The sequence below is a fragment of the Streptomyces albicerus genome (assembly GCF_008905045.1).
GTDB lineage: Bacteria > Actinomycetota > Actinomycetes > Streptomycetales > Streptomycetaceae > Streptomyces > Streptomyces albicerus.
The window spans coordinates 1-26,399 of the sequence record NZ_VWMY01000081.1 but is presented as its reverse complement, the minus strand read 5'-3'; the positions used below and the strand labels follow the sequence as shown (position 1 = coordinate 26,399).

The following is a 26,399-nucleotide window of genomic DNA, read 5'->3' as shown; positions in this document are numbered from 1 at the left end:
GAAGACCCTTGACCAGCCTGTTCGATGCGGAGGATTTCGGATGATCCGGTCGGATCGATCACAAGGCGGAGGGGCCTGAGCACGTCAGCAGCCGCTTGAGGCCACCCACGAGAGCCGCTCAGCGGTTCTCCACTCTGCTGAGCAGACGGGAACCGAGCTCGAGAGCCATGATGCCCCGCGACCCGGCCACGAGGGCTCGATTGCCGGGCAGGAACCTGATGCGCCACAGCGGCGACCCGACCCACAGATGGTGTTCCCGCAGAGTTTCCATGGACCACAGTGCGACGGAGCAGGTGTGTCCGCCGGTGAGAATGAGTGGCTGCCCGCCGATCAGGGCCATGTCCACATCCGCCAATGCCATGTGATGAGCTTTCTCGAGTTGGGCATCGGCCAGCAGCGAACCGTCGTCGGTGTTCCAGACGAGCAAACGAGAGAAAGCCGCGGCTGCGACCGCGACCGACGCGTCGCCCGAATGTCCGAAGGACACAGCCGAGATGGGAAGCGGCTCGCTTGTGTCCGGATGTGCTGCGAGTGGTAGGCGCTGGTGTCCCGCCTCATCGCTGGTCACTGTCCACAACCGGGCTTCGACGGATTCCCAGTCCCACGTGATGAATCGGATTGCCCCGGCACGTTGCTCGGGGAGTGGCGCTATGCCGAACCTGCCGGTGTGGCAGGTAAGCGGTGGACGAATCGGCTCACCAGAGGCCAGGTCGACGAAGCTCAGCCGGCCACTTGCCGCGGTGACGAGAAGGAGAGGCCGCCCGTGGTGTACCACCACCATGCGGCCCCACTCCTCGTCCGTGGTGAGCCGGAAATCGTGCGACGGTTCGCTGTCCGGGAACTGCCGCAGCGTGACATGCCCTTGAGTATCAAGGATGACGAAGGAACCTGGATCGCCCGGCAGCATGGCTGCGCTGCGGTAGCGCTCCTCCGCCGACGGCCTCAGCTCGGTGACCACATGGCCGTTGTCTACGTCGAAGATCAGAGCGGTGCCGTCCGCCCTGATCGATGCGACGAAGCCGCGTCCCGTGGCGTCAGATCCCGTGACCACGCTGTGGTAGTCGTTGGCGGAAGCCACCTGCTTGGCCGTCCGGGCGTCCCAGACACGTACAGCGCCATCGCGTCCCCCCGTGATGAGAAGGGGAGCACCGTCCAGTTCACACTGGGCAAGCGACTGTATCCCGCCGTCGTGAGCCGCCAGTTGCAGCACTTCGCCGCGGTCGGGTCCACGCGTGAAGAGATTGCCGTTCCAGTCGCCCCAACACCACAGATCGCCGCTGTGACCTGCAATGAGCGTAGTGAACACCCCGGCCTGACCGCGATGCGGATGACCCACGAAGTCTCGACGGATCGGATCCCAAGCCACCACCCGGCCATCCGAAGCCCCGAGAAGCAGCACGGGTGCGCCCTCGCGCTCCGCGATCGACGCGGACCAAAAACGCACGTCCGCCCGCCAATTCGGCAACTGCGTGCCGGGACGCAGCGGTTCCTCGAGCGGGGTCGCGTCGTGCAGGTCCCACGTCGTGATGTCACCCTCCGCACTTCTCACCACGGCAAGGCCACGACAGCCCGCGTTGCCCACAGCGAGAACACGGTCCTCGTCACCGATCACGACGCGCGGCAGATCCAGCAGGCGACCGTCCTGCGCGGACAAAACCTCGATCACGTGATCTCGGCTGACGGCGGCCACCGCGACCTGATCTCCCACTGAGACAGCCCAAACGCCGTGTGTCGCACGATCGTGCGCGAGAGTTCGGTGGGGGTCGGCCGCGTCCGGCGTCGTGCGCAGCAGTCGGCCGTCTTCGTGAAGAGTCACGATGACGACGCCGTCATCCTGTGCAAAGGCAGTCATATCGCTGACGGGTGAGTCCGGCTCGCGTATGCCGGACGCCAAGGGTTCTCCATCGGCGAGGAGCCATGACTGAACGCCCCATGCGCTCGCCGAAAGCACGACGGCTCCCCTTTGGGTTTCAACAGCGGTGACGGCAAGGACGTAGTCCTCGTGGTGACCGAACGTCCGGCTCTCGTCAAGGGCATCCCAGTGGGCCCAGAGCACCGACCATGGGCGGTCGGGAGCGGCAGCCGCCAGTTCGCCAGCCAGGCGCTCGTCGCCGGCCATGCGCGCCGCCATCTCGAGGTAGCAGACGCGTTCGTCCGACGGTGCCACGAGCAGCTGCTGGCCAACCCGTTGAATGACACGGGCCACTCGTCGGCCCGACTCGGTGAGTGCTGCTGGGAGGGCTGCCAGCAGGCGAGGCGGATCAACTGCGGCCAGGAAGCCGGTATCGCCCAGAAGCCGGTCAAGTACTTGGCCCTCGCCCGCGTGGAAGGGCAGATACGTACGCGTGTATCCGTCGGCGCGCGCCCAGTCCGGCCCGTTCACGAGAGACGATGACAGCCTTTCGAGGAGGACGTCTGTGAGCCGGCGATGGATCTCGGCCGGTGGACGCTGTCGAGTGCTGAGCTGACGCAGGTGTTCGCCGAGCGCCTCGTGGAAGAGCCGGAAGGCGACGCGATCTCCCCGTTCGGTGCGGTGGAGCAGATCAAGTGCGGTGGTGTCGAGGAGCAACCGGGTCACGTCGCGCTCCGAGTAGGCGTCGGTGCCCAGCATGGTGGCTGCGGCCGCCCAGGTCCGCGGGTCGTCGAAGCCGTCGCCCTGGGACCAGGCCAGCGCCATCAGCAGGTCACGCAACCATGGTCCGCCCGGCCGAACGTCGCGGAGGTAGCGTTCCATGGCGGCACCGACCGTGGTGGGAAGCGTCTGTGCCCACCCGGAGCCGCCGGTGTCGACGGTCTCGCTCGATGCCATCAAGGACAGCGCCGTGAGCTGGGCCACCAGAAAACTGGAGCCGGCACGGGCGGCGACGGCGCCGGCGACTGTCGCCGCCAGCTCGGGGCGAGCCCGGTAGGGCGTGCGGACCTGTGGGTCCGGCCCGGCGAGCAATGTGCGGCGTACGTACTCGGCAAGGTCGCGCCGATCCAGCAGGCGTGCCTCGTCCAAGTCGAGTACGAGGACCGAAGCTCCGAAGAGACGCAGCAGGTCGTCCTGGCCCCCTCGGCGAGTGCCGACGAGCAGCCGAATTCCCGTCCTGTCCGACGCCGTCGCGAGCGGTTCGAGCAGGTCGACGATGAGCCGATGAGCGTCGGCGGCCTCGTCGACCCCATCGACAGCCACCACGGTCGACCGAGGCCGGAAGCCTTCGCGGAGATGCGCGAGCAGACCACCACACGTCGCCTCGTCGATGCTCAAGGCCTGCGAAATCTCGGCGGCCACTTCGTCCGCGGTGCGGCCACGCACATGCAGGGCGATGGTGATGGCACCGACCGGCGGCAGCGTCCCCGCCGGCGCGGAGGCAAGCGCCTCATGGCGCAGGTCGGTGTCGGCCAGAGTCACGAGCCTTCCGAGAACGGCCGACTTACCGGATCCCGGGGCACCGGTCACGACACGAGACCGCGTAGCGTCGGGACCATCGTCCTTGATCCAGTCGACCAGCTCACGCAGGACCTGAACGCGGCCGATGAAGTAGGAGCCGCCTCGCACGGCCGAAGGCAGAACGCCACGCCCTCTGGGGTGGAAGTGACCGCGCAACTGCTCGGCCCGCTGTGCGGCCACGGCATCAGCTCTTCGAGCCAGCGTCTGCTCATGCGCGGCTTGCCTTGCTGCTCGGTCACGAAGCCAGTCAACGGCTGGAGGTACCGCGAATCCGCACGCGATCACCAGGGCTGTGAGAACGACCATGGCCGGTGTTACTCGGTCAGAGGTGAGCAACCCCAGCAAGGCCCCGATCGCGACCGCCAGGCCCGGCAGCAGATGGATCAACAGTCGCACGGTCAGTGACCGTCGGTTGCCGCGTGGGCGCAATGAGTACACAGCTTCATTCGTATAGGCAATCCTGCCTCGCCGTTCGTGGAATCACTGAACGGCCATCAACCCGCGGTGGGTACGTGACCGCACTGCGCCCCAGCGGCGGGTGGCCGGCCGGCACAGAGTCCTCCTCGTCCTGGGCGCGCGGCTACAGGAGGGTTCGGCGGGTGGAGTGGTGGAGTGGTGGAGCGGTGGCGCGGGGAGTTGGGCGTGGTCTGCGGGATGGGGGACGGTCGCCATTCCGACCTCAACTTGCCTGTGAAAGATGCCCAGGAGCCGGCCTTGAAGGTCACGGCAGGACCGTGCGGGACCTTCCTGTCACGGACGGGCACGAAGCCGGGGAACGCGTCCGCCATCTCCACGCAGTTGCCGCCCAGGGTGAGACAGGCTCCATGTGACGCCTTCTCAGTGCCAGGAGTTGGTGATCTTGTGTGACAGGAGTTTCACGGACGTGTCCCGGTTGGGTACCGCCCGACGACTGGCCGAAATTCGACGGCTAGCCTGACCGGGCTCGAGACGTCCGAGGGGCGTCGGTGACATCCGGGCGAAAACGGGGAGACGGGGAACAGGCATGGGTAGACGTGATGAGCACGCGGTGTCACGCAGGCAGGCGTTCAGGCTGGCCGGGACGGGCCTGGGCCTGGCCGTGCTGGGGGCAGGCGCATGGGGGTGCACCCCCGAGGAGGAAACGGGCGCGTCGGGCGGCGGCACAACTCCCCCTGGAGGTAAGGGCGGTGGCACCGACAAGGGCGGTGACACCTTCACCACCCCGCCGCCGGGCACCGCGCCCAAGCCGCTGTGGCAGAAGAAGACAACCAACGAGAACCTGGCCGGGATCCACGCGCTCGCGGTGTTCGGCGACACAGTCGTGGTGTCGGGTGACCCGCTGGTGGGGCGTGACGTCGTCAGCGGCAAGGAGAAGTGGTCACGGCCGAGCGTCACCATTCCCGGCGCCAAACTGATCACCGGCGGCGGGACGCTCTATCTCGCCAGCGCCGAGTACGACGGCGACGTGGTGGGCCTCGATCCGGCCACGGGCAAGGAGACCTGGCGCAGCCGCCTGGGCAAGGAGTACGAGCAGCCGCGCCCCATCGCGGCCGACGACCGCCACGTCTACGTCCTCGCCGGGATCCTGGAGGAGGACCTCTCGTCGCCGACCAACGTGATCGCCGCGATCGACACCACCTCCGGCAAGATCGCCTGGCGTGAGCAGCGTGACAAGGGGACCGAGGAGTTCGGCATCACCGCCGCGGTCGTCGGCGGGCGCCTCGCGTACACCGATTTCCGGAAGAACGTGACCGTACGCGACACGACGACGGGTCGGCAGCTCTGGACGAAGAAGATCGGCAGGTCCAACTACTACCGCTTCGCCGTGCACGAGGACCTGTTGATCGTGCCGGACGGGCAGCGGCTGCGGGCGTTCGCGCTGGCCACGGGCACGGAACGCTGGTCGCTGGCGAATGAGAAGTTCACTTGGTTCAACGATCCGCAGGTCCTGGACGGGGTGCTCTACGCCTCCGACAGCGCGTACGGCATGTGGGCGGTGAACCCCGGAACGGGCAAGGAGATCTGGCACAACAAGGACCTGGTGGGCTCGGCTGCGGAGGCGTGGCAGTTCGCCAAGGTGGGCGGCACGCTGTACGGCGCGACCGAGCACGACAAGAACGGCGGCGTGCACGCCTTCGACACGGCGGCCGGGAAGCTGCGCTGGACGTACAACGACAACACCGGTGAGAACCAGAAGTGGTACGTGGTCCCGGCGGGCAAGCGGCTGGCCGTGATGCATGCCGAGCGGCTGTACGCGCTGCCGGCCGTCTGAGCCGACGGGGGCAGCGGACAGCGCGGCGGCGGGAGGCTGACCTGCGGTCCCGTCCCAGGCCGACGAGGAGGCTGCCGGTGGGCGCCGATGGGCGACACTCCGGCCGGTGTGCGGAGGCTTCGAGGAACTCCACCCGAGAGTGCCACTGCAGCTGCGACCGTGCCAAGGTTCGGTTCGCATCTCGGTCCGCTGCCCCCGCAGGCTCCTCGATGACGCGGCCACCGTCGCCGCCCGCTGGATCCAGCGGGCGGCGCCTGGACGGATGCCGTCGCGAACTGTCCCGTCAGCGCCGGTGGTGCGGCGCAGGACCCCCTGGCGGCGTAGCGGCAAGATCCGCGGCCGCCGAACGCCTCGGCCGTTGCGGACTTGGCCGTCACCCAGCACTCCCGTTCGGAAGTAGTGCGCCGCCCACCGTTGCGCGACACGGGATGACCGTTCATTATCAGGAATCCTGTTTGTTTAATGTTGCAGCGTTGCAGCGATGGGCGGACCAGACCATGCCATTCAGTCCCGGAATCCAGGCCAGAGGTATCCAGTTGCTGCTCGGCGGCATGATGTCCCGCGTGCACAAGGACCTGCGCTTCACCGACATCCCGAAGCGCACCGAATCCCTCCAGGTGGAAACCGGCGCCGGACCGGTGGCGTGCACCGTCTATCGCCCGCCATCCACCACCGACACCCCCGCCCCCGCTCCCGTCTACGTCAACTTCCACGGCGGCGGCTTCGTCGTCGCCCGTCCCGAGCAGGACGACCACATCTGCCGCTACATAGCCGCCACAGCCGGCTGCGTCGTGATCAACGTGGACTACGCCGTCGCCCCGCAGCGGCCGTTCCCCGCCCCCGTCACCCAGGCATACGACGTCACCGCGTGGGTCGCCGAGAACGGCCCCGCCAACGGCTGGGACGGCTCGCGACTCGCCGTGGGCGGACACAGCGCCGGCGCCAGCCTGACCGCCGCGGTCTGCCGCACCGCCCGCGACCGCGGCACCTTCACGCCCCGGCTCCAGATCATCGACTCCGCTCCGCTCGACCAGGTCGGCGACCCCGCCACCAAGCATTCCCCGATCGCCAAGCCGCTGCTCACCCCGCACCTCATGCGGGTCTTCACCGCCGCGTATGTCCCGAACTCCGCCGACCGCGCCCATCCCCTCGTCTCGCCCGGGCTGGCCGACGACCTCGCCGGACTGCCGCCCGCCCTGGTCATCACCGCAGAGAACGACCGCCTGCGCGACGAGGGCGACGCCTACGCCAAGGCCCTGGACGCCGCAGGCGTCTCGGTCACCCACCGCGTCTTCGAGGGCGTCGACCACTACTTCACGCACACCGGCCCGGTACCGGCAGGGAAGGAAGCCATAGAGCTGATGGCCACCACCCTGCGCACCGCACTCAGCACCTGACACTGCCAGGCCGCCGAGCCTTGGTGAAGGACATCCGGCAGAGCCTCTCTGTCGACCGGCCTTCCCGCGAGCCTGACAATGTTTGTAGTGCTGCACGCTCTGAGTTACTCATGGCGGCGGCTGGGGTCCGTCGCGCGGGCCTATCGCTTTCCCCATCCACAGAGGTCGCTGCCCCGCCGGACGTACTTCGGCGTCGAGCAGTACGTCGGCCACCTGTGCGCCGGGCTTCGCGGCGAGCCGCGAGCGCAGGAAGCCCAGGGAGGCGCCGCGCTGTTCCCCGGTGTACATCCGGCCGTACTGGTTCTCCTGGACGTTCCTCAGCCCCGCGATCTGGAACTTGGTCGCGTTGTGCAGGAAGGCCACGCCGGCCAGCGAGTTGGGTATCCGGTCCAACGCCCGGTTGAACGACAGCAGATACTCGCGGTAGCCCCGCACCTGCTCGATCGGGTTGAGCACGGGCTGCGCGTACGCGTCGATCCGACACAGCAGCGGCTCGTCCTCCTCCGGGTAGGCCGCACTCCACCCCCTTGGCAACAAGACCCTCAGCCGGTACTGGAACCCATACGGAGGGCCGCATGGTAGGGATACAGCCCCGGGCGGCCACATTCCGTCGGCAGCGGCTCATGAACACCGCGCGGACGGGTTGCGGTCACGCTGGGACGAGCCTTGCTCTGGCTGGTGTGCACAGGATGTGCACTGTCCCTGGTCACGCAAAATGACTGCGCAGGCTAGGGGCCGTCTTCGCACACCGCGCACCTGTCCCCGGCGTACAGCCCGACTCGTCTGCCGCTGGGGCTCAACGCGTGTTGATCACCGAAGCCTGTCGGTGATCAACCGCGCCGTCTCCCGTGCACAGCCTCACGACAAGGTCACCCCGGCGCCACCGTGCCCGTAGTTGTGAATCACAGGGATGCCGCCCCCGCGGTGGTCGGCCTCGACCCGTACCTCGGGACGCGTCGGCCGGGCGCCCACCCGATGCTCGATGAGCCGGGCATCCGCCAACCTCGGCTCGACAGCAGTGCACCGCTCGACGAGGCCCTTTGGTGCGGTCGCATTGTCGGACAGATCACCGTCGCCGTCGATCGCGGTGTCGCCCAGGACGACCGTGTCGCCGTGCGGATAGAAGCACACGAGATCGGGCGACAGCCCCGTGTCCTCGGAAAAGAACTCAGTGATTCCCGGGTTCTCAATGTAAGTGTTCGGCCATGGACCGTGGATGATGACCTCTGGGCATTGATCGAATCTTTGCTGCCATCGTGGCCGCAGAGGGCTCCCGGCCCGCAGCCGGTGGATGACCGGTTGTGCCTCCAAGGCATCCTGTACGTGCTCTACAACGACATCAGCTGGTAACAGCTGCCGCTCCCTTGCCTGCTGGAGGCGGCTGAAGAAAGTCTCAATCATGATCGCAAGGCTCCACGGGAGGCAGTAAGTTCCAATGCGAGCTCGGAACCCCCGGCGCCTCAGCAGCGAGAGCTAGCATCTCAGCGGCGTCGGCAACCGTCTACGCCTAGGCGTTTCATCCGGAGCGATGATGTCGACTGAAGGTCACGGCAAGACAGCGGTCTGGGCGAAGGCCCTCGCTGCGATCGTTCTCCTCGTCCTCATGCCTCTGGTGATCTATTTCATGGTCTCCTTCCAGAGGTAGGGCGCATTCCCTTGGTGAGTGCGGCTTCCGTTCTTCCGGGCGACTTCAACAGACCGTGACCTCGCCATCTATCCCTGAACGACCGTGATCTCCTTACGAGTTCTTCGGAAGATGACCCTGCTGGCGTAATCGACCGTGACACCTCTTATTGGTGAGCTGGCCGGGTATTCGAAATCACCACTCGGAGAGCCTCATCCACGAGTCGTGATAAGGCCGTTCCGGGTGGTTGGCTTGATCGGTCAATCCGGCGAGGCAGCTGCGGCAGTCGAGAACGAGGGCGTGGTCGGGGCCCAATGCCTCGGCGGCATGGGTAAGCACTGAGTTGAACTGGGTTATCGCTCCGTCAAGGTCTCCGCATGCGCTGGTCCACAGGGCCACCTCGAAGCGGGCGTTGAGCGTGACCGGGTGCAGATCGGGAGTTCCGTCGAGTCTGTCAGTGATCACGCCTTCGGCGATCTGGAGGGCTTGGCGCAGTTGCCCGGCCTGTCCGGTCGCGTGTGCCAGACCGGTCCGCGCCGCCAGTGTGAGCAGATGGTGGGCGCCGAGGAGACGGGCATGGTCGGCTGAGATGTTCTCGATGAGGGGCAGGCCGTGCTCAAGGTCTCCCGCGATCAATGTCCAGTATGCGAGGTTGCGTCGCACATCCAGGATCAGCTCCAGTGTGCCGAGGTTCCTTCCGATGAGGTGGTCGTCCAAGGCCTGCCACAGCCGTACCGCACCGACGGCGTCGCCGTCGTACCCGGTCCAGAGAGCCACCTCGAATCGGCAGGACAGTGTCGTCGGATGGTCCTCTCCGAGGAGTCGGACGCTGTCGGCCAATGCCTCGTGTGCCAGCTGAAATGCCTGTGTCGTGTCCCCGGACTGCCCTGTCGACCGGGCTACGACGATGCGCGGGGACAGTGTCTCGACGGGGCTCAGCGGAATGCTGTCGTCGGCCGCTTGTCGGGCGATCTGAAGGGCCTTGGCGTGTCGGCCGGCGAGGCCGGTCCAGAATGCCAACTGCTCTGTCAACCGGATCAGTTGCGCCGGCTCGATGCCTTCTCGATTGGCTCGGGCGACGGCGATGGCTGATCGAAGTGTTTGGATTGCAGCGGCCGTGTCGCCCCTCACGCCACCGAGGCAAGCGGCCAGGCCTGCCGCTGCCATGACGTATCCGCCGTCGACCGCTGCGGCGAATGCGGCCTGTGCGGGATCCCATTGCTGGTACCAGTCGTAGGCGGTCCATCCGAGGTGTGCGGCCTCTGCCGGCTCGGCTCGGTCGATCAGCTCATGCCAAGTCGTATCGGGTATGGGTGCTGCGTCGGGGTCCGCTTCGACGACGTCGGGAAGGTAGTCGAAGACCACGTAGCGGTCGGGGGCGTCGGGCACGAGCAGGCCACTGGTGGCGTATGCGGCCCTCGTGGCCCATGTCATGGCCTCCTCCCAGGGCTCCGGTCGCAGCCGCGCACCGCCTCGTTGGAGCAGGTAGTGCTCGTGCAGGGTCCGAAGGATTTCGGGTGACAAGCCTCCGTAGACTCCCGCCCGCCGGGCGTCGACAGCTGCGGCAACGATGGCGGCTCCGCGCGGGTGCGTGCCGGGCGCCCAGCTGTCCTGCCAGAGCGCAAAGAGCTTGGGGCCGGCCGCTATGTACTCGGCCAGGCCGAACTGGTCGCAATGCTCCAGAGCGGACGCAATACGCGGATCACGGGCGCACTGGTGTGCCCGCTCCACTTCAGCAGGCGTCCAGGTCCGGTCGATCCGGATCTCAGTCGCACGGTCGAGAACTTCCCGCTGTTCCCCGGCCATATCGGCGCTCCCGACATCGCCGGATATGCCGTCGGTGGTGTAGCGGACTCGCTCCTGCGCCCGCATGGTGGCCAGGACCACGACGTGCCGGGTGCCGTCGCCCAGGAGCCTTTCCAGCAGCTGGGCCGTCAGCCCGTCGCTGCCCAGATACCTTTGGAGATCGTCCAGCCAGACGACGCAGCGCCGTTCTTGCTGGACCACTTCTACCGCCGCGCGGAGTCCCGTTCGGCTCTGGGGGCGGATGAAGGCGTGGTCGGGCAGGCACGCGCGCATGGCTTCGAACGCAGCACGGGACTTGCCCGCTGTGGACTCGCCGACCACCACGACGAAGCCACCACGTTGCACCGCCCTTTCCAGGTCCGGGCTACGGTCCCTGCGGACGAACGGGGGCGTGCGGTCCTGGGCCGGGTCGTCGGATTCGATGGGTGCCGCGGCATAAACGCCGACGCGGACAGGATCGGCGATCTCCCGGACGCGCCGCCCGCCCTGATCCTGGAAGAACAGTTCATCGGCAAGCTGGCGTGACTGCGCGGCATCGAAGTCGAGTCTGCTGGTGGCTCGGCTGACCAGCACGCTGACAACCATGCCAACGCCGGCAACCAGCCCAGAGGCGACGACCCCTGACCAGATTTTCGCCACCGCCGAAAATACAGCGGTGATCGCCGCCACGGCGACCACGAGCCCCCAGCCCCTGGCGTGCAGCCAACGTGAACGAACTTCCCCCATTGCGCGTCCCCACCCGCTACGGAACCTGGCGCCGACGACGACTCTGATCGTCGTACGACCTCCCGTGCCAGCAGTATGAGGGGTGCCCCAGATAGGGACACCGACCTTGGCTGTATCGCATCTGCTTCGTTCGTGATCAGCCGCGCGCTCTTGGGACGAGGCGCAGCCGACCCTCGGGGGACAGTGGGGCATGGCGGTGAGTCACAGGCGTTCCTAGCGCCAGGGATCGAGGGCGTGCTTGCCGCAGGTCTGGCCGGCTTCGAGTTGCTGCAGCACTGCCGGCCCTTCGGCCAGGGGGTGCACCTGAGGGGTGCCGGGCGGGTACACGCCGTGGGCGATGAGCGCCTCGATCTCGATGAGCAACGACTGGAAAAGGGACGGGGCTGCGGCCGCCAGCGCACCGATGTGCAGGCCCTTGACTTGGACCTGGTGGGTGAAGACCAGGTCGTGCGTGGTCACAGTGGCGTCGCCGGAAGCGGCACCGAACACGACGACGCGTCCGGTGAAGGGTTTGGTGACCGACAGGCTGACCTCGAACGTGGCCTGTCCCACCGATTCCAGGACCAGGTCGACCCCGCCGGTCAGGCGGGTGATCTCGTCAGCCAGATCGGGGCGTGCGCTGTCCAGAACGTCGTCGGCGCCGAGCCCTTTGACGGTGTCATGCTTGGCCGGTGACGCCGTGGCGATCACGCGTGCACCGTAGTGGCGAGCGAGGCGGACGGCGGCTTGCCCCACGCCTCCGGCCGCAGCATGAACGAGCACCACCTCACCCGTCTTGATCTCGCCCAACGGCCTCAGTGCCGCCAAGGCGGTGGCCCAGTTCAGCACCAGACCGAGGGCTGCGGCGTCGCTCCAACCAGAAGGCACAGGGAGTACATCCGGGGCCAGCATCGTCATGTACTGCGCGAAGGCGCCCGGGCCAGCTCCGATGACGTGGGTGCCGAGCTCAAGCGGGCTCTCGATGTCCGAGCCGATGCCCACGATCTCGCCGGCGGCTTCGAAGCCCGCCACATAGGGCGCCTGGGGGCCTGCTCCGTAAGTTCCACGGGTCTGCATGACGTCAGCGAAGTTGACTCCGGCGGCGCCCACGCGGATCAGGTACTCGCCGGGCCCCGGAGTGGGGCAGCGCCGATCGGTCGTGAGGGTCAGGTCCTCCGGTCCCTGATGTGACCGCTGGACCAGTGCTCGTACCGTCTGCTCAGCGCTGTGCTGCTGCTCGTTGATCTCCATGCACGAAACGTAAAAGTTTCACACTTACGTCAAGGTCAAGTGGCGGTCAACAGCCAGTGCGACGGGCCTCTCGTAGGTAGGTATCGAGCGCCGCCTGCTGATCGCTGAGAACGGCAATACGTGCCGCGAGCCGATCGCGATAGCTCTGCACCTCATGCAGGAACTCCGCGCCCACCACATCCGTGCCGACATCAGGTCCGTCAGTGAGGTTGGGCAGAACTTCCCTGATCAACCGCACGGGCAGCCCGGACTCCAGCAGCGAGCGGATGACGAGCACCCGGTCGATAGTGGACGGGCAGTAGTCGCGGAACCCATTGCTGCAACGACCGGGGACGATCAACCCCTCATCCTCGTAGTGCCGTAACGATCGCGCACTTACGCCGCTGGTTCTGGAAGCTTCGCTGATCTTCATACCTGGAGGCAACGTCCTGGCGCACCGTGGTCTTCCAGCACTCATCGCTAGGACGAAGTGAAGACTTGCGCAGGCGTCAACAATCTCATGTCCCGCAACACCGAGCTGTCTTGAGAAGACCCAGGCGTATCCCGAGGCCGTCGAGGCGACGTACGCGACAAGTCGGGCGCTGAGCCAGATCAGTTGTCCTCTTTCAACTCCTGCCGGGGAATCGGGAGACGAAGTTGTCGAGGCCCGGTTCGAGCGGGGTTGGTCTGAGGCGAAGACGGCAACGTCACCGCCAATTGCATCGGCTATGGCGGGGGCTGCGGCGGTGATCGCCGCGCGCCCGGTGTCCAGATCCGGTTTCGTCACCCCTGCTGTCCCCACGAACCCCAGGGCCCGGGCCCCGGGCCGGGCAGATACGGCAAAGCCTGCTCACCGCACCGGACTCGCCCGACGCCGTACTGTGCCGGGAACTCAACGACGTCCTGGCGACCGGCGGACCGCTTTGGCGACTGCACCTCGTCCGCGACCCGGGCGCCGAGGCGGCGCACCTCTACTTCACCCGCAACCACGCGATCTCGGACGGCCATTCCACCGGAGCCGTCGTCCGCGCCCTGCTGGACGCGCTGTTCGCCCCGGCAGACGGAGTGAGTCCGTACAACGTGCGGAGCGTGGCGCCCAACGGCGACGAGTTGACCTATCGGCCGCCCGAGCGGCCGGGCATCCCGCTCCGCCGGCCTGTGGCGCGGCCCGAGCCGCTGCTGTTCGCCGCTCATCGGCCGTGGCGCGAGCGACGTGCGGACTTCGTCCCGCTGGCGCTCACCCAGCAGGAGAGCCTGGCCCTCAAGTCCTGGTGCAAGAGCCATGGACTGACGGTCAACCAGTTCTTCGCGGTGGCGCTGGCCGAGTCGTTCGCCGAGGCCACGGGCCGTTCGGAGGTCACCTTGTACACGGCCGTGTCACTGCGGCGGCGGTACGCGCAGGGCGCCGCGCTGCCGGACGTGGGCTGCTTCATCAACGTACTGAACCTGCCCTTGCGGCTCGACCGGGGCGACCTGTCCGGCCACGCGCGCGACTACGCGGCGGCGCTGGAGCGGGCGGACGCAGCGTGGCGCCCGCCGGTCCGGGAACACGCGGCGATCCGCCGGGCGGTCGAGGAGACTGCGGCCGCCGGGTCGGCCCCCGGGATCTGCATCACCAACGTCGGGGTTGTCGATCCGGCCCTCGGCCCGCACGCGGACCGGGTCACCGGCTACCGGACCGTGGTCAACCGGACCGGCGCCAACTACGGCGTCGTCCTCCATCTCGGCACCCTTGGCGGGGTATTCGCGACGGCGCTCGCCTTCGGCACCCCGAGCACCGACCGGGACACGGTGCGGGGCGTGGCGAAGGCGCTGCACGACCGGGCGGTACGCCCGGACGCGGTGCGCCAGGGCGAGGTCCAGGAGGTATAGCCATGGACCTCTCAGCCGCCGTGTCGCAGGACCAGGTCGAGCAGACCGGGAAAGCGCTCGTCGAACTCGGCGCGCCGCAGCCGGTTGAGCCGCTTGGGCCCGGCATCGCGCTGCTCCAAGAGCCCGGCCTCGCGCAGCACCGCGAAATGGCGGCTGAGAGTCGCCTTGGTGACCGGCACGTCGAAGCTTCCGCACGACCGCTCCCAGTCGCCGGCCCCGGCGAGCTCGCGCACGAGGGTCTGCCGGACCGGGTCGGCGAGGGCGAGCAGTGCCGTCTCCAGCGGTACCTCACCAGGATGCGTGTGGACCGGAGGCGTGCGGTGGCTCGTGACTGCCGTCGGCTGCCGACTCGGTGCCGTCATGGCTGGTTGCTCCGTCCCGACTCGCTTGGTCCGTGACGAGTGTGGCGTACACGGATTGCAGGGTGTTCGATGATCTGCGTACACTCAGACTGTTCGCTCACAGACGGACACTCTACCGGAGTCGGCGGCGCATGGCCCCGCTCCCATCCCCCCACCATCCTCCGGCACGAAGGAAGGAAGACCCGTGCCACAAACCCAAGCCCACAAGGCCCGGCCTGGACTGACGCTCTTCGCGGCCTGCCTCGGCTTCGTGGTCGTCATCCTGGACGTCAGCGTCGTGAACGTCGCCACCAAGGCCCTCGCCGCGGACTTCGGCGGCAATCTGTCCGGCCTGGAGTGGGTGATCAACGGCTACACGCTCACCTTCGCCGCCTTCCTTCTGACCGCCGGTGCCATGGGCGACCGGTACGACCCCAAGCAGATCTTCGTCCTGGGGTTCGCGCTCTTCGCCGTGACGTCGCTGGCCTGCGGCGCCGCCCCCTCGCTGGTCACTCTGATCGCGGCCCGCGTCGTCCAGGGCGTCGGCGCGGCGATGATCGTGCCGTCGTCCCTGTCGATCGTGAACACCAACTTCCCCGACCCGGCGGAGCGCACCCGCGCCGTAAGCCTCTGGGCCGCGGCCGGCGGACTCGCGCTCGCACTCGGCCCGGTCGTGGGCGGCATCCTGGTGGACTCGCTCGGCTGGCGCTCGATCTTTTACATCAACGTCCCGATCGCCGCCGTCGGCATCCTGCTCGTCCGGGCCTACGCCCGGCCCGCCCCCGCCCGCGACGCCTCGGTCCGCCGCTCGCTGGACCTGCCGGGTCAGGTGCTCGCCGTGGTCGGTCTGGGCGCGCTCACCGGAGCGGTCGTGGAGGCCAACGCGCAGGGCTGGACCTCAGCTGTCGTCCTCACCTGCCTGGCCGTCTTCCTGGTCGCGCTCGTCGCCTTCGTCGCGGTGGAGCGCCGTAGCGGTGACCCGATGCTGCCGCTGCACCTGTTCGCCCGGAAGGCGTTCAGCTCCACGTCCCTCATCGGCGTGCTTCTCAACTTCTCCTTCTACGGCCTGATCTTCGTCTTCAGCCTCTTCTTCCAGCAGGTCTGGGAGTACTCGCCCATCGTCGCCGGACTCGCGTTCCTGCCGATGACGGCCGCCATCATGATCGCGAACCTGGCGTGCGGCCCGCTCGTCAAGCGCTACGGCGCCCGGACCGTGCTGATCACCGGCAACACCCTGGCCGCGGTTGGCTACCTCGCTACCGTGCCGGTGGTCGACTCCGGGGCGTACGCGCAGATGACCGCCCAGTTCGTCGTCGCCGGTTTCGGCATCGGCCTGGTCGTCCCGGCCATGACGAACGCCATGCTCGGCTCGGTGGACCCGGCCAATGCCGGCATCGCCTCCGGGGTCCTCAACGCCTCGCGCCAGCTGGGCGGACTTGTCGGGGTCGCGGTGATGGGCCTGCTCGTCGGCGAGGCCACATCGGACCACTTCCTGTCCGGACTGCGCGCCGCCCTGTTGTCGGCCGTGGTGGCCCTCGCGATCAGCGCGGTGCTGAGCGTGGCCGGCCTCCGCAGGTCCCGGGGCGACGAAGCGGACCGGCCGCTCGGCAGCAGCCCGGGCCGCCCAGCGTCGCGCGGCTGCAGCCGGTTCTGCAGCCGCTCGAAGGCGAGCCGATCCTCCTCCCACACGATCAACTCGCCGTTTATGCGAACTGCTACAGACGTCTCATGAGCGGGCGCCAGTCAGGGGCATGACTGCAGCAGGTTGACTCCGGGCGGCGAAGGCCGAAGGTCTTGATTCCGGTCACTCCGTGGCTTCGTCGTCGCGTCGAGAACTCGGGAGCGCCCGGGGCCGGGGCTCCGGCCTGCCGTTGGCTCTCTCCCTCCTGCATCAGGGCAAGCAGGTATATCTCGCGAACCTCTCCTTCAGCGCACTCGCCGGTCTCCCGATCGATGACTGGGTCGCCCCCGACCTGGCCGCCGTCACTCCCGACTCCGCTTTGCACCAGAGGTACTTCCCGGAGCGGACCCTCGCTCAGTGGCTGCGCCGGCACGGCTACCCGTTCACCGTGTACGCCTTCCCCCAGACCGGGGTGCGCCCGCTGCGAGCCGCCTACCAAGCACTGATCGAGCTGCACTGCGTCGACGCTGTGGGGCTGGTCGACGGCGGTACGGACATTCTGATGCGCGGCGATGAAGCCGGGCTCGGCACTCCAGAGGAGGACCTGACGAGCGTGGCGGCGCTGGCCGCACTGGACGGCATACCTACGCGGCTCGTCGTGTCAGTCGGCTTCGATGTAGACGCGTATCACGGCGTGAACCACATGCAGGTATTGGAGAATATCGCCGCGCTGGAGCGCGACGGCGCGTACCTCGGTGCGTTCTCGATACCGCGCGCCACCCGTGAGGGCGCTCTCTACCTTGACGCGGTGACGCACGCTCAGGACCACACCCCGGAGTACCCCAGCATCGTGAACGGTTCAATCGCGGCAGCCGTGCGCGGCTCGTTCGGCGATGTCCGGTTCACCGACCGCACCCGGGGCAGCGAGTTGTTCGTGAACCCGCTGATGTCCCTGTACTTCGCCTTCGACCTCCCGGGCCTGGCAGCCCGCTGCCTCTGCCTGGATCGGATCGAGGACACCCACCTGATGCGCCAAGTCCATTCGCGGATTGCCGAGTTCCGTGAATCCATAGTCACTCGCCCACCCCGCCGCTTCCCGCACTAGTGACCAGGTCGACTGTGCGCTGCCCGGTGCCATCGCTGCGTCCGCCAGGAACGACGTCACGGCCGGCGAGAATTTAGGGGCACTACCAGTTCTCGGTCGGCTGTGAATCATCTACTGATGCGACCGACAGTGCGGACTCCCTGCGCGTACACGACTTATCAACATGCGAGTCCAGATGGTTGAGACAACCCGACAGGTCACATAACGCCGTCCAGCGCGGTCGCGTCCGGCAGCTGCGCGGCCCCGGTCACCATCTCCGGAAAGGCGGGCTTTCTGTATCGAGTGACTTGTTGCTTGCGCCGTTGAGTAGGAGGTGAGTGCGTCCGTACGGCCGGCACAGCCTTCGCAGGTTCCGCAGTTGCCCAACCGCCTCTGGACTCCGGCTGTCCTACCGCACGTGGGTGTCAGTACTGAGCGTCAGATTCTGCTCGCAGGGGCCGTCATCGCGGCGGCCACCGTGCGGGGAGGGCGACTTGATGAACCGGGGACCTGCGGAGAACGGGCTGCGCTGGATAGCCGCTGCCAACACCACCAGTTTCACGCTAACCCTCAGCAAGGGCCTCTCGCCGTACGAGCTGCTACGCCGCGTCGGCGCCGAGGAGCGCCACATCGTCCCGCTCAACCGCTCCGCAGCGTACGAGCTGCTGCCGAGGGATGAGGAGGACCACATCAATGACCTCGACTTCCTGGACTGGGAAGACGAAACGGCGGTTGCCCAGCTGACAAGCGCCGGCTTTCTGCCCGCCCCGCCGGACACCATCGTCCGAGCGGGCTCGGTGGCGGGCTGGGCGTATGCGCTGGAGGAATTCCACTGCCGGACAGGCACGTACCTCGCGGCGCTGTCCGAGCGGGGACGGGCGTTTTGCGTGCATCGCAACGCAAAGGGGTTCAGCCGCGTCGACTATGCCTGCCGCGGCGATGCGGTGACGTCCTTCGAGCCAGGCCTGCCGCACCTGACGACCGGCACCGCGGCCGAGGTGGCGCTCGGCTTCGTGCACAACGGTGACGAGCCGGGCGATGTCGCGTTCCTGCGGTTCCTGGAGGGCGAGATCGACATCCACCTCCCCTGGGAGGAAACGGAGGCAGAGCTTCCGGCGGCCGCTTTCACCTGACGTCGCTGCGGGGCGGAAGGTGCTGCTGTTCCGGGCGTTACAGCGCCGTACGACCTGATTCTGCAGCGGCTGCCTCGACCTTCGGCGGCCAGTGCTGGAGCACCGCCTTCACACCATGCGCGGCCCCGGCGATCCGGGCACCCAGGGAGGGGCTGCTGTTGCGCTGCCGGAATGCCGTGTCCAGCTCCAGGACGGCGGCGGCCAGCACCTCCAGCTGTCGCAGCTGGGTGAGGAGTTGGGCACGGGCGTACTCGCCGCGCCCGGCGGCGATCACCAGGGCGCGCCACTGTAGGGCGTCCAGCTTCAGCGCCAGATCCGACGCGTCGACGAAGCCGCCGTCGTCGATCGCGCGGCAGCGACGGATCGCTTTGCATCCCTCCAGCACCTGAACCGCCAGCTCTCCCTCTGGGCTGTCCAGGTCCCGCCGGATCACGTAGCTGTGATGCAGGCGGCGCAGCACCTCCGCCTTGGAGGTCAGGGCGCGCACCACCGCCTTCCCCCGGCTGGGCACGGCGTCGTTCCACAGCGGCGCGTTCTCGAAAGGATTGCCGCGCCCGTACCGGACCCGGTGCAGGGAGTTCCACCGCTCGTAGGGCAGGTCCGGGTCGTACATCACCGGGTCCCTGTCCAGGCGCCGCGCGTAGTCCGGCAGATACAGCTCCACCAACTCGTCGAGCGCCGTCCCGGACTCGGAGACCGCGCTCTTCGCCAGCGGTACGGCGTCCTGCACCCCGGGCTCGCTGCGGTGCGCCGGGGAATCCCCGACGGCTTCCGCGTCCAGGCGTGCCAGCACGTCGTTCGTCAGCACCCGGGCCGCCGCCGACAACTCCCGCGCCCGTACGGCATCCGGATGCTCGGCCGCCGTCTCCAGCAGCCCCGCGGCCATCCGTCGCAACCCCCGGGTCAGCTCTTCGACCCGTGCGTCGACATCCTGCTCACTCATATGTTCCCCCCTCGTACGGCTGCGGGAAGTGTGCCAGAGGAAGACACGGCATCCCGTCCTGGCCCAGATCTGCGCGTCCGATGCCGGCAAGGGGCGCGGGGCAAGGTACGGATTTCCTCGTCAACCGAGGTCCGTTCCGAAGCGCTCCCGTCACAGCGGTCGCTGTCGTGTGGTGCGGATCAACCGCATAGCGCAGGTCTGACAGCCCGTGACGGGACGGGTCCTCCGCCGGTCCGGATGCCTCTTCGAGAGGACCACAACGCGACCATCACTCCACTCCACCGCCTCAGTGCATCGTGAACTCAGTTGCTACGTACAATCATTGGCTGATTGGCGCCCTTTGCGGGCTTCCTTGCGGCTTTCACCCTGAAAGGAGGGCAACGAGCGCGGGGCAGTGCCGAGGGGGGCCGCCATGTCCGTACCGCTGTACGTTCCCGTGCTGCCGGCCAGGCAGCATGCGGCAGCGGCCTATCGCGCACTGGAACCGAAGCAACGCAGCCGGGTAGCACCGCTGTGGACGCTGCACCCCCATCCCGGCATGCTGTCCAAACCGCTGGCTGACCGGATCGACCGTGACACCAGGTATGTCACTGCAGCCCAGGGACACGGCTCCGCCTGGCTGGACGCTCCCTACGCCGACAGCGACGAAGCCGCGGCCCTGACCGAGGCACTGGCTCCCGAGTGGTGGGACCACCGCAACCTGCTCCCGGTCACCGGTCCCGAGCGGCCCGAGGCTCAGCAGTCGCTTGCCCTCACCGTGGCCCGTCGGCTCGAGGAAGGCATGGGAGTGCGGGTGCCGCTCCCCGGCGAGTGGTACGACCGGACGACCACGGACGTCGCTGCACTGCTGGACCGTCTCCCCGACCACGCGTCAGCCGACCTGTTCGTGGACCTCGGGACTGTTCTGCCCGACCGATCGGACGCCGCTAAGGAGGCGCTACGAGCCCTGGACGCACTGGTTCCGCTCACTCCGTGGCGCACGATCACGGTCCTGGCCGGCGGTTTTCCCGAGCCGCCCACTGACCTCTGGCAGGGGACCGTGCACGAGGAACCACGGTCGGACTGGGACGCCTGGCACGAAATCCATCACAGCGGACGCTCCTACCTGCCGTGGCTGCGATACGGCGACTACAGCACCCAACCGGCCTCCTACGTGACCCGTCCGGCAACCGAAGGCGCCAGCCCGTGGGGGCTGTTGCGATACACGACGGAGCGCTCGTACCACTTGGTGAAGATCCCCTTCGGTAAGAGGCACGACATGGCCAACCGCGCCGCGGCCCGGCTCCTCACCGGCCTCTCGGACTTCCGGGGACGAGAGGCGAGCGCGGGCGAGCGCTGGTTGTGCCGCCGAGCCGAAGGGGAGGAGACCGCGGGCAACCACGGCACCTGGGACGAGAAGGCCCATGCGCAGCACATGACGTATGTCGTCCAGGGCGTGAATCCAGCCGCCGACCGTTAGTCAACTGCACGCCGCAATAGGCTAGTTGATTCCGTGGCGAGAATAGGCCCAGCGGTCGGGGCCCTGACGTACGCTCCCGCCGGACGGAAACCGAGCCGCCCGTGACAACTTGCGGCTCCAGGGGGCGGGCAGACGTGGCTGCCCACGACCCGACGCACGCAGACCGAGTGCATGGCCGCCCTGCCCCGGTACGACCGGCGCAAGCCGACGTGCAGAACCAAGCCGCACAGGAGGAGTCAGCCCCGCATGCCGCAAGCGCGTTACGACCAAAGGGTCCGGGCTCTCGTCGAGGTCCACGGCGGGCCCGACGACTGGGAGGAGGCGCAGCGGTGTTTCGATGAGCACGGCTGGCCGGTGCGCGGCTTCTCCTCAGGCGGGGAGCAGCCCCGAGGGGCGGCGTTGGATTCTGACCCCGAAGCGCGCGTGTACGAGATCGAGGTTCGCTTGTTCGGTGCCGCCAAGGCATGCGACCGGGGGGCGGCGACCAGGGTGCGCAAGGCCATGCGCGGCGCCAGGCTCGAAGCGTACGTTCGCTTCGCGGAGCCCATCCTGCGCGATCGCGAGATGTTCTCGCAGTGGCGGGTCGTCGACAGCGCGCGGCGTCGCGCCCGTCCACAGCACTCCTGGCGTCGTACTGTCTCGCGCCTGGCCCTGCGCTGCGGATGGTACGACGCGGGCGGCGTCGTGTCGGGACAGCCGCGCCAGGCTCTTCGGCTGGCAAGGACACACACCCCTCATGTCGCCGGAGCGGGAGTCCGGCCCCTCGACGGTCGCTGGCGCGGCACGGTGAAGTACTGGCCTGAGGAGGAGACCGAACGTCGTTTGTTCCACGCGGTTTCGTGGTCCCTGCTGACAGCCGTGGCGCTGGTCTTCGCCGCCGGTCGATCCGGTTTCGCCTGGTGGTTCTGGGCAGCGGTGGCCGCTCTCGGGGCAGCGGGCGGCGTACGTGCGGGAACGCGGCTGGCACAGGAGGGCAGACGGGTCGGCGTCGTGGCCGTTCTCCTGCTCATGGCGTTCTTCGCCGCTTCCGGTCTCGGCCTCCTCGACGACGAGGGACGCGGCTGGACGCGACGTCAGATACTCATGACGGCACTTGTGATCGGGGTGCTGTCGGGTCTGTGGCTCCTCGTACGGCAGTGGAGTTGGGGCGAGTGGGTCGCCTGGGCGGTCCCTCTGGTGGTGACCCTGGCCTTGTCCTCGTTTCTGGCCGCCGGATCCGTGCTCCACGCCCTCTACGCAGACGGTTTGTCCCTTTCACCGGACGACATCGAGGTGCCCACGGTCTGGCAGGTGCTGGCAGCCGTGAAACTGCTCGCACTTCTCAGTCCCGTGCTGGTCGTCCCTGCCTGGTGGGGGATTGCACGGCACCGGCACCACTCCTACGCGGCACCCGGCGAGCGGTTGAACGTAGCCCTGAACGCCTGCTTCTTTCTGCTGATGCTCGGCGTGGTCACCCTGCAGGCCCTCGATTCGGCGCGGACGGCGGTGAACAGGACTACTGAGGCTGCCGAGCGCGGAGACGACCCGCCGTCCTACTTCGGCGTCGAATCGGAGTGGACGTGCGTCGAGCCCGCAGTGCCGCTCGCTCGCTTGTCCGGCGAAGGGCCGCGCCTGTCGCCCGAACGTCCCTACCTGTCCTTCGGCGTGGCTGGTGGAACCGCGGTCTTGTGGGACCGGACGACCCGCGAGCCACTCAAGCTCCGGGCCTCCCAGGTCCGACTGACGCCCGCCAAGTCCGGGACGAGCGGTTGCGCGGCACCGGCCGTCAGCGCCTCATGACAAGGCCGCCTCCGCCCACACCGTCGTTGGCGACCAGGCGGCAGCCGAGGCCGGGCTCCGCGCAGGGTCGAGCTGAAGCACAATCGTGAACTCGCGTGTCACGGTGTGCACTTCCACCGAGTCGGGTGTGCCGTGGCCGCCCCGACGCCGAGCCAACGCCACTTGCGCTGGACGAAACCGCCCACCCCTGGGGAACCCTGGCTCTCCGGTTTTCATGGAAGGGCGGTCGCTCGCGCGATCTGTCGGCGGGCCGCGCTTCGTGCTCGGGAGGGGCGGTAGTTCACGGTGCTCCTCCCGAGAGGCGGCCCCGCAGGCAGGGCTGGTGCCACGAACGGCTAGTGAGGCGTCGGACCAGCCCCAACGCTCCATCAAAGGCGCATAACGGAGCATCCTGACGCCAGTCTCATCGTTGGTTCAGGCATGAAGATGATCGCTTCCGCCGCGCTTGCCGGTGCGGCTCTCCTCGCGGCCGCCATCCCCGCCTCAGCAGACGACGGGCCCGTTGACTTTGGCATCTTCCAGGGTGTCAACGACACCACAGGCTCAGGTTTCACAGACTCGAGCCCGCCCCAGGGGCGGACGAACGGCGGATTGAGCGGACCCGTCCCGAAGTCGGCCCTGGCGCAGCTGGTAGACAACCTGACGGTGCCCGGCCACCAGTGACCAGACCCCGGAGCCGATAAGGAAGGAGTCTCGGCTGCTCCCTCACGCCTACACGCGAGGGAGCGACAGCCCGCCGGTCAGCAGCAGGACAGGCCAGATACGCCGCCGGTGTCCGCCCCGGGCGTGAGGTACTCATGCGGCGGTCCCCGCCGAGCGGTGCGCTCATGGCCCCGATCACGCTGACCTGCGCCCGCCCGTCGCGGGCTCGCAGCCGTCGCAGGTGGAAGGGGCGGCGTTTTCGCCGCGTCCGATGTGCGCTACGTCTCATCCGCGGGCTGTTACACCGGATGCGCGGCCGGTGTCCCTTGGCTGAGTCCAGAGACACCAGGGAGACATGATGAACGGGAACGTCGAGGTAGTCGTGATCGGCGGGGGGTACGGGGGCGTGACGGCGGCCAACAGCCTGGCGCGGCGTGATGGCGTGTCGGTGACCGTGGTCAATCCGCGTCCCGAGTTCGTCGAGCGGATCCGCCTGCACCAGCGCGTGACCGGCTCCGATGACGCGACCGAGGACTTCGGGAAGGTCATGGGCGGGAACGTCCCGCTGGTGGTCGACACCGCGACCCGGATCGACGCTGCCGAGCGCCAGGTGTCGCTGGCGGGCGGTGGCACGGTCTCCTACGACTACCTCGTCTACGCGGTGGGCAGCGGCGCCGCCGATCCCGGCGTGCCCGGAGCGGCAGAGTTCGCCTACTGGGTGTCGGACCTCGAGGGGGCGGAACGACTGCGGTCGGCGCTGGATGCGGCGCCCGCGACGGCTCCGGTGACCGTGGTCGGGGCCGGCCCGACCGGCCTGGAGACCGCCGCCGAGCTGGCGGACGCGCACTCACCAGGCTCCGCCTGAACACGAAGCACGCCACCACCTTCTGTGCGCCCTCCTTGTCCTGCGGGAGGTGTTGCCGAACTCGGCAACACCTCCCGCAGACAACTGCGCAGCGCACTCTCCGACCATCCCCCACGGCCCCGGCCTAGGCTGACGTCGCCTCGCCTTGGAGCAGCATGGTGCGGATCTCCTTGCGGGAGGCAACGCCGAGCTTCGAGAACACCTTGCGAAGGTGCCACTCGACCGTGTGCCGGCTGATGAACAACCGGGCGCCGATCTCGGGATTGGTGAGCCCTTCACCGGCGAGACGAGCGATCTGCGCCTCCTGAGCAGTGAGAGCCGTACGCGTCGCGACGGTCCGTTTCCGGACTGTCGCTCCCGTGGCGTGCAGCTCGCTTCGCGCGCGTTCGGCGAACGCCTCGGCCCCGATCTGGCTGAACATCTCGTGTGCGATGCCCAGTTGGGCACGGGCGTCGACGCGGCGGTTCTCGCGGCGCAGCCACTCGCCGTACAAGAGCTGTGCGCGGGCCAGCTCCACGCGGACCCGGGTCCGGGCGAGCCGCTCGATCGCCTCCCGGTAGAGCCGCTCCGCGGCGTCGCCCTCGCTCAGGAGCGCCCGCGAGCGCGCTTCCATGCCCAGTGCCCAGTCGGTGCCGCTGGCTTGTGTCGTCTCCGAGAGCTGCTGGAGCGCGTCGGGCGCCAGCTCGGGTGAGCCGCTGCGTACGGCCGCCTCGATCAGCTCGGCCAGGCCCCAGCGCGGCGCTCCGAACTCCCACTGGTGGGCGGCTGCCGCTCGGGCCGCGGCCAGAGCGTCGTCGTATTGGGCGAGGCCGTTGCAGAGCACCGCGTGGTGGTAGTGCGCGACGGTAACTCCGAGTCCCTGGCCACGCGGCACGGACTCGCTGATCGTGGCGTCGATCAGCGTGCGTGCCTCGCGCTCGTGACCCCGAACGGCAGCCAATGCGAGCGCACCGAAGGGCGGCTGGTTGCTCCCGATCGCCGCACTCACCGTTCTTACCTCCTCGATCAGCGACGACGCCGCCGCCAGCTCGCCGGCGAAGGCGTGCACGACGGCGGAGGAGTCGAGCGCAAGGGGGAGCTCGCTGAGCGCGCCGGCCTCACGGGCGATCGCCACGTGACGGGCGGCGACTATGTGCCAGCGCTCGTGGTCCCATAGATCCGCCGCGATGATCCCCGCAAGCAGGAGCCAGCGCAGCGAGTCCTGGACGGAGACGTCCTCATCACAGAACACCCCGAGGACTCGCTCGATCATCGGCGTCGAGACCGCGTAGCCGTCGGTGAGACGCACGGCAAGGGCATCCAGCAGCATGTCGGGCGCGCGCAGCAGCTGCTGCTGCGGCGGCGCCCCGCGCGCCGCCCCGCCCACTTCCCGCCACCCTGGGCCGCGCGCCAGGCGGCCGGCGAATATCACCGCCGAGACCGCTTCCAAGTAGGTATCACGAGCGAGCGCCACGTCGAACTGCTCGAGCCGGTGAGCGGCGGCGAGCAGCAGCGGAGGAGCCTCACTGCCGTGGCCCTGCGCGAACGCGATCTGGGCCTGCAGCACATCGATCCGCGCGAGCCCGAGCTCGTCGAGGGGTCCGGCCTCCGCCGCGGCGAGGAGAGCAGCCGCCGGCTCGAACGCACCGGCGCGGAGCTTCGCCTGTGCGGCATCCACTGCGCGCTGCGCACGGCGGGCGGGATCGGGCGTCAGCTCGGCAGCTTGATCGAGGAACGCCGCCGCCGCCGCAATCCCGCCGCGCGCCTGCGCCCGGCCCGCCGAACGCTCCAGCTCGGCAGCCACCGTTTCGTCATGGTCCGAGGTCGCGTGCGCCAGATGCCAGGCCCGGCGATCGGGATCGAGCTGAGCATCGGTCGCGTCCGCCAGCGCCTGGTGCACCTCGCGACGGTCTTTCGGGCCTGCCGCGCGATAGGCCGCCGAGCGCACCAGCGGGTGCCGGAACCGCACCCGGGTACCGAGTGTGATCAGCTCCGCCGCGTCGGAGCGTGACGCGGCGGCGTAGACGTCGATCCCCAGCAGCTCGGCCGCACGCCTCAACAACGTCACGTCGCCCACCGGCTCGGCGGCCGCAATGAACAGCAGGCGTTGCGTCTCGGCCGGAAGCGCCTGGACACGACGGAGGAATCCCTGCTCGAGCTGGCTCGACAACGGCCATGCGTCCGGACGCCCGAAGCCGCCGGCCAGCTCGGCCGCGGTCAACCCGCGAGGCAGCT

Annotated in this window: 20 protein-coding genes and 1 pseudogene; 11 read left to right on the top strand and 10 right to left on the bottom strand. The window is 68.4% G+C overall.

What is annotated here, in order from left to right; genetic code table 11:
• Positions 1-118: 118 nt before the first annotated feature.
• Positions 119-3,820 carry a WD40 repeat domain-containing protein gene (locus tag GAS53_RS46015; protein ID WP_151483757.1) on the bottom strand — a complete coding sequence of 1,234 codons (3,702 nt, stop codon included), beginning with the start codon at positions 3,818-3,820 and terminating at the stop codon, positions 119-121.
• A 107-nt stretch (positions 3,821-3,927) separates the two neighbouring features.
• Positions 3,928-4,227: a DUF397 domain-containing protein gene (locus GAS53_RS46010; protein ID WP_225859522.1), complete on the bottom strand. Its 300-nt coding sequence runs from the start codon at positions 4,225-4,227 to the stop codon at positions 3,928-3,930.
• A 209-nt stretch (positions 4,228-4,436) separates the two neighbouring features.
• On the opposite strand from GAS53_RS46010, the gene GAS53_RS46005 reads away from it, so the two are divergent.
• Positions 4,437-5,684: a PQQ-binding-like beta-propeller repeat protein gene (locus GAS53_RS46005; protein ID WP_151483755.1), complete on the top strand. Its 1,248-nt coding sequence runs from the start codon at positions 4,437-4,439 to the stop codon at positions 5,682-5,684.
• Positions 5,685-6,181: 497 nt separating this feature from the next.
• The gene (locus GAS53_RS46000; RefSeq protein WP_151483754.1) at positions 6,182-7,081 is read left to right on the top strand and encodes an alpha/beta hydrolase; all 900 of its coding nucleotides are present in this window, start codon (positions 6,182-6,184) and stop codon (positions 7,079-7,081) included.
• 108 nt (positions 7,082-7,189) lie between these two features.
• Here the strand turns inward: GAS53_RS46000 and GAS53_RS45995 are convergent, their stop codons facing one another.
• Positions 7,190-7,618 carry a hypothetical protein gene (locus tag GAS53_RS45995; RefSeq protein WP_225859521.1) on the bottom strand — a complete coding sequence of 143 codons (429 nt, stop codon included), beginning with the start codon at positions 7,616-7,618 and terminating at the stop codon, positions 7,190-7,192.
• Between the two features lie 321 nt (positions 7,619-7,939).
• A complete protein-coding gene (locus tag GAS53_RS58625; RefSeq protein ID WP_404829414.1) occupies positions 7,940-8,227 on the bottom strand; it encodes an FAD-dependent oxidoreductase in 288 nt (95 codons plus the stop codon).
• On the opposite strand from GAS53_RS58625, the gene GAS53_RS58620 reads away from it, so the two are divergent.
• A complete protein-coding gene (locus GAS53_RS58620; protein WP_225859527.1) occupies positions 8,195-8,431 on the top strand; it encodes a transposase in 237 nt (78 codons plus the stop codon). The genes GAS53_RS58625 and GAS53_RS58620 overlap by 33 nt on opposite strands.
• 469 nt (positions 8,432-8,900) lie before the next feature.
• Here GAS53_RS58620 and GAS53_RS45985 read toward each other — a convergent pair whose 3' ends face one another.
• The 3 genes from GAS53_RS45985 to GAS53_RS45975 all read right to left on the bottom strand — a co-directional run bounded on the left by GAS53_RS45985 (position 8,901) and on the right by GAS53_RS45975 (position 12,879).
• Complete coding sequence (locus GAS53_RS45985) at positions 8,901-11,180, bottom strand: tetratricopeptide repeat protein (RefSeq protein ID WP_151483753.1); 2,280 nt, start codon at positions 11,178-11,180, stop codon at positions 8,901-8,903.
• A gap of 270 nt (positions 11,181-11,450) precedes the next feature.
• Positions 11,451-12,467 (bottom strand): NADPH:quinone oxidoreductase family protein, encoded by a 1,017-nt coding sequence (locus GAS53_RS45980; protein WP_151483752.1) that lies wholly within the window; start codon positions 12,465-12,467, stop codon positions 11,451-11,453.
• Between the two features lie 46 nt (positions 12,468-12,513).
• On the bottom strand, positions 12,514-12,879 hold the full coding sequence (locus tag GAS53_RS45975) for a MerR family transcriptional regulator (RefSeq protein WP_151483751.1): 366 nt from the start codon (positions 12,877-12,879) through the stop codon (positions 12,514-12,516).
• Between the two features lie 656 nt (positions 12,880-13,535).
• Here GAS53_RS45975 and GAS53_RS45970 point away from each other — a divergent pair.
• Positions 13,536-14,318: a phthiocerol/phthiodiolone dimycocerosyl transferase family protein gene (locus GAS53_RS45970; protein ID WP_151483750.1), complete on the top strand. Its 783-nt coding sequence runs from the start codon at positions 13,536-13,538 to the stop codon at positions 14,316-14,318.
• An 11-nt stretch (positions 14,319-14,329) separates the two neighbouring features.
• Here the strand turns inward: GAS53_RS45970 and GAS53_RS45965 are convergent, their stop codons facing one another.
• Complete coding sequence (locus tag GAS53_RS45965; protein WP_151483749.1) at positions 14,330-14,680, bottom strand: ArsR/SmtB family transcription factor; 351 nt, start codon at positions 14,678-14,680, stop codon at positions 14,330-14,332.
• 184 nt (positions 14,681-14,864) lie between these two features.
• On the opposite strand from GAS53_RS45965, the gene GAS53_RS45960 reads away from it, so the two are divergent.
• From GAS53_RS45960 to GAS53_RS45950, 3 genes are all read left to right on the top strand, one after another.
• Positions 14,865-16,391 carry an MFS transporter gene (locus GAS53_RS45960; protein ID WP_151483748.1) on the top strand — a complete coding sequence of 509 codons (1,527 nt, stop codon included), beginning with the start codon at positions 14,865-14,867 and terminating at the stop codon, positions 16,389-16,391.
• 79 nt (positions 16,392-16,470) lie between these two features.
• The gene (locus GAS53_RS45955; RefSeq protein WP_151483747.1) at positions 16,471-17,385 is read left to right on the top strand and encodes a DUF1152 domain-containing protein; all 915 of its coding nucleotides are present in this window, start codon (positions 16,471-16,473) and stop codon (positions 17,383-17,385) included.
• A gap of 476 nt (positions 17,386-17,861) precedes the next feature.
• Entirely contained in the window at positions 17,862-18,497 is a 636-nt protein-coding gene (locus GAS53_RS45950; protein WP_225859526.1) for a DUF6461 domain-containing protein, read from the top strand.
• Positions 18,498-18,534: 37 nt separating this feature from the next.
• Here the strand turns inward: GAS53_RS45950 and GAS53_RS45945 are convergent, their stop codons facing one another.
• Positions 18,535-19,440: a hypothetical protein gene (locus GAS53_RS45945; protein ID WP_151483745.1), complete on the bottom strand. Its 906-nt coding sequence runs from the start codon at positions 19,438-19,440 to the stop codon at positions 18,535-18,537.
• Positions 19,441-19,852: 412 nt separating this feature from the next.
• Here GAS53_RS45945 and GAS53_RS45940 point away from each other — a divergent pair, with 412 nt between their 5' ends.
• From GAS53_RS45940 to GAS53_RS45925, 4 genes and pseudogenes are all read left to right on the top strand, one after another.
• Positions 19,853-20,899: a beta family protein gene (locus GAS53_RS45940; protein WP_151483744.1), complete on the top strand. Its 1,047-nt coding sequence runs from the start codon at positions 19,853-19,855 to the stop codon at positions 20,897-20,899.
• 246 nt (positions 20,900-21,145) lie between these two features.
• A complete protein-coding gene (locus GAS53_RS45935; RefSeq protein ID WP_151483743.1) occupies positions 21,146-22,678 on the top strand; it encodes an NnrS family protein in 1,533 nt (510 codons plus the stop codon).
• Positions 22,679-23,098: 420 nt separating this feature from the next.
• The gene (locus tag GAS53_RS55695; RefSeq protein ID WP_192583577.1) at positions 23,099-23,341 is read left to right on the top strand and encodes a hypothetical protein; all 243 of its coding nucleotides are present in this window, start codon (positions 23,099-23,101) and stop codon (positions 23,339-23,341) included.
• A 337-nt stretch (positions 23,342-23,678) separates the two neighbouring features.
• Positions 23,679-24,161 (top strand): annotated as a pseudogene (locus GAS53_RS45925) (FAD-dependent oxidoreductase); the annotation flags it as partial.
• A gap of 148 nt (positions 24,162-24,309) precedes the next feature.
• On the opposite strand, the gene GAS53_RS45920 reads toward GAS53_RS45925, so the two are convergent.
• Positions 24,310-26,399: helix-turn-helix transcriptional regulator (locus GAS53_RS45920; RefSeq protein ID WP_151483742.1), on the bottom strand; the 2,090-nt coding region annotated here is incomplete at its 5' end.

Coding starts and splice junctions, on each gene's coding strand:
- GAS53_RS46000 (WP_151483754.1), top strand. CDS start 6,182: ATGCCATTCAGTCCCGGAATCCAGGCCAGAGGTATCCAGTTGCTGCTC.
- GAS53_RS45975 (WP_151483751.1), bottom strand. CDS start 12,879: ATGAAGATCAGCGAAGCTTCCAGAACCAGCGGCGTAAGTGCGCGATCG.
- GAS53_RS45950 (WP_225859526.1), top strand. CDS start 17,862: ATGAACCGGGGACCTGCGGAGAACGGGCTGCGCTGGATAGCCGCTGCC.
- GAS53_RS45965 (WP_151483749.1), bottom strand. CDS start 14,680: ATGACGGCACCGAGTCGGCAGCCGACGGCAGTCACGAGCCACCGCACG.
- GAS53_RS45940 (WP_151483744.1), top strand. CDS start 19,853: ATGTCCGTACCGCTGTACGTTCCCGTGCTGCCGGCCAGGCAGCATGCG.
- GAS53_RS45945 (WP_151483745.1), bottom strand. CDS start 19,440: ATGAGTGAGCAGGATGTCGACGCACGGGTCGAAGAGCTGACCCGGGGG.
- GAS53_RS45935 (WP_151483743.1), top strand. CDS start 21,146: ATGCCGCAAGCGCGTTACGACCAAAGGGTCCGGGCTCTCGTCGAGGTC.
- GAS53_RS46005 (WP_151483755.1), top strand. CDS start 4,437: ATGGGTAGACGTGATGAGCACGCGGTGTCACGCAGGCAGGCGTTCAGG.
- GAS53_RS45980 (WP_151483752.1), bottom strand. CDS start 12,467: ATGGAGATCAACGAGCAGCAGCACAGCGCTGAGCAGACGGTACGAGCA.
- GAS53_RS55695 (WP_192583577.1), top strand. CDS start 23,099: ATGAAGATGATCGCTTCCGCCGCGCTTGCCGGTGCGGCTCTCCTCGCG.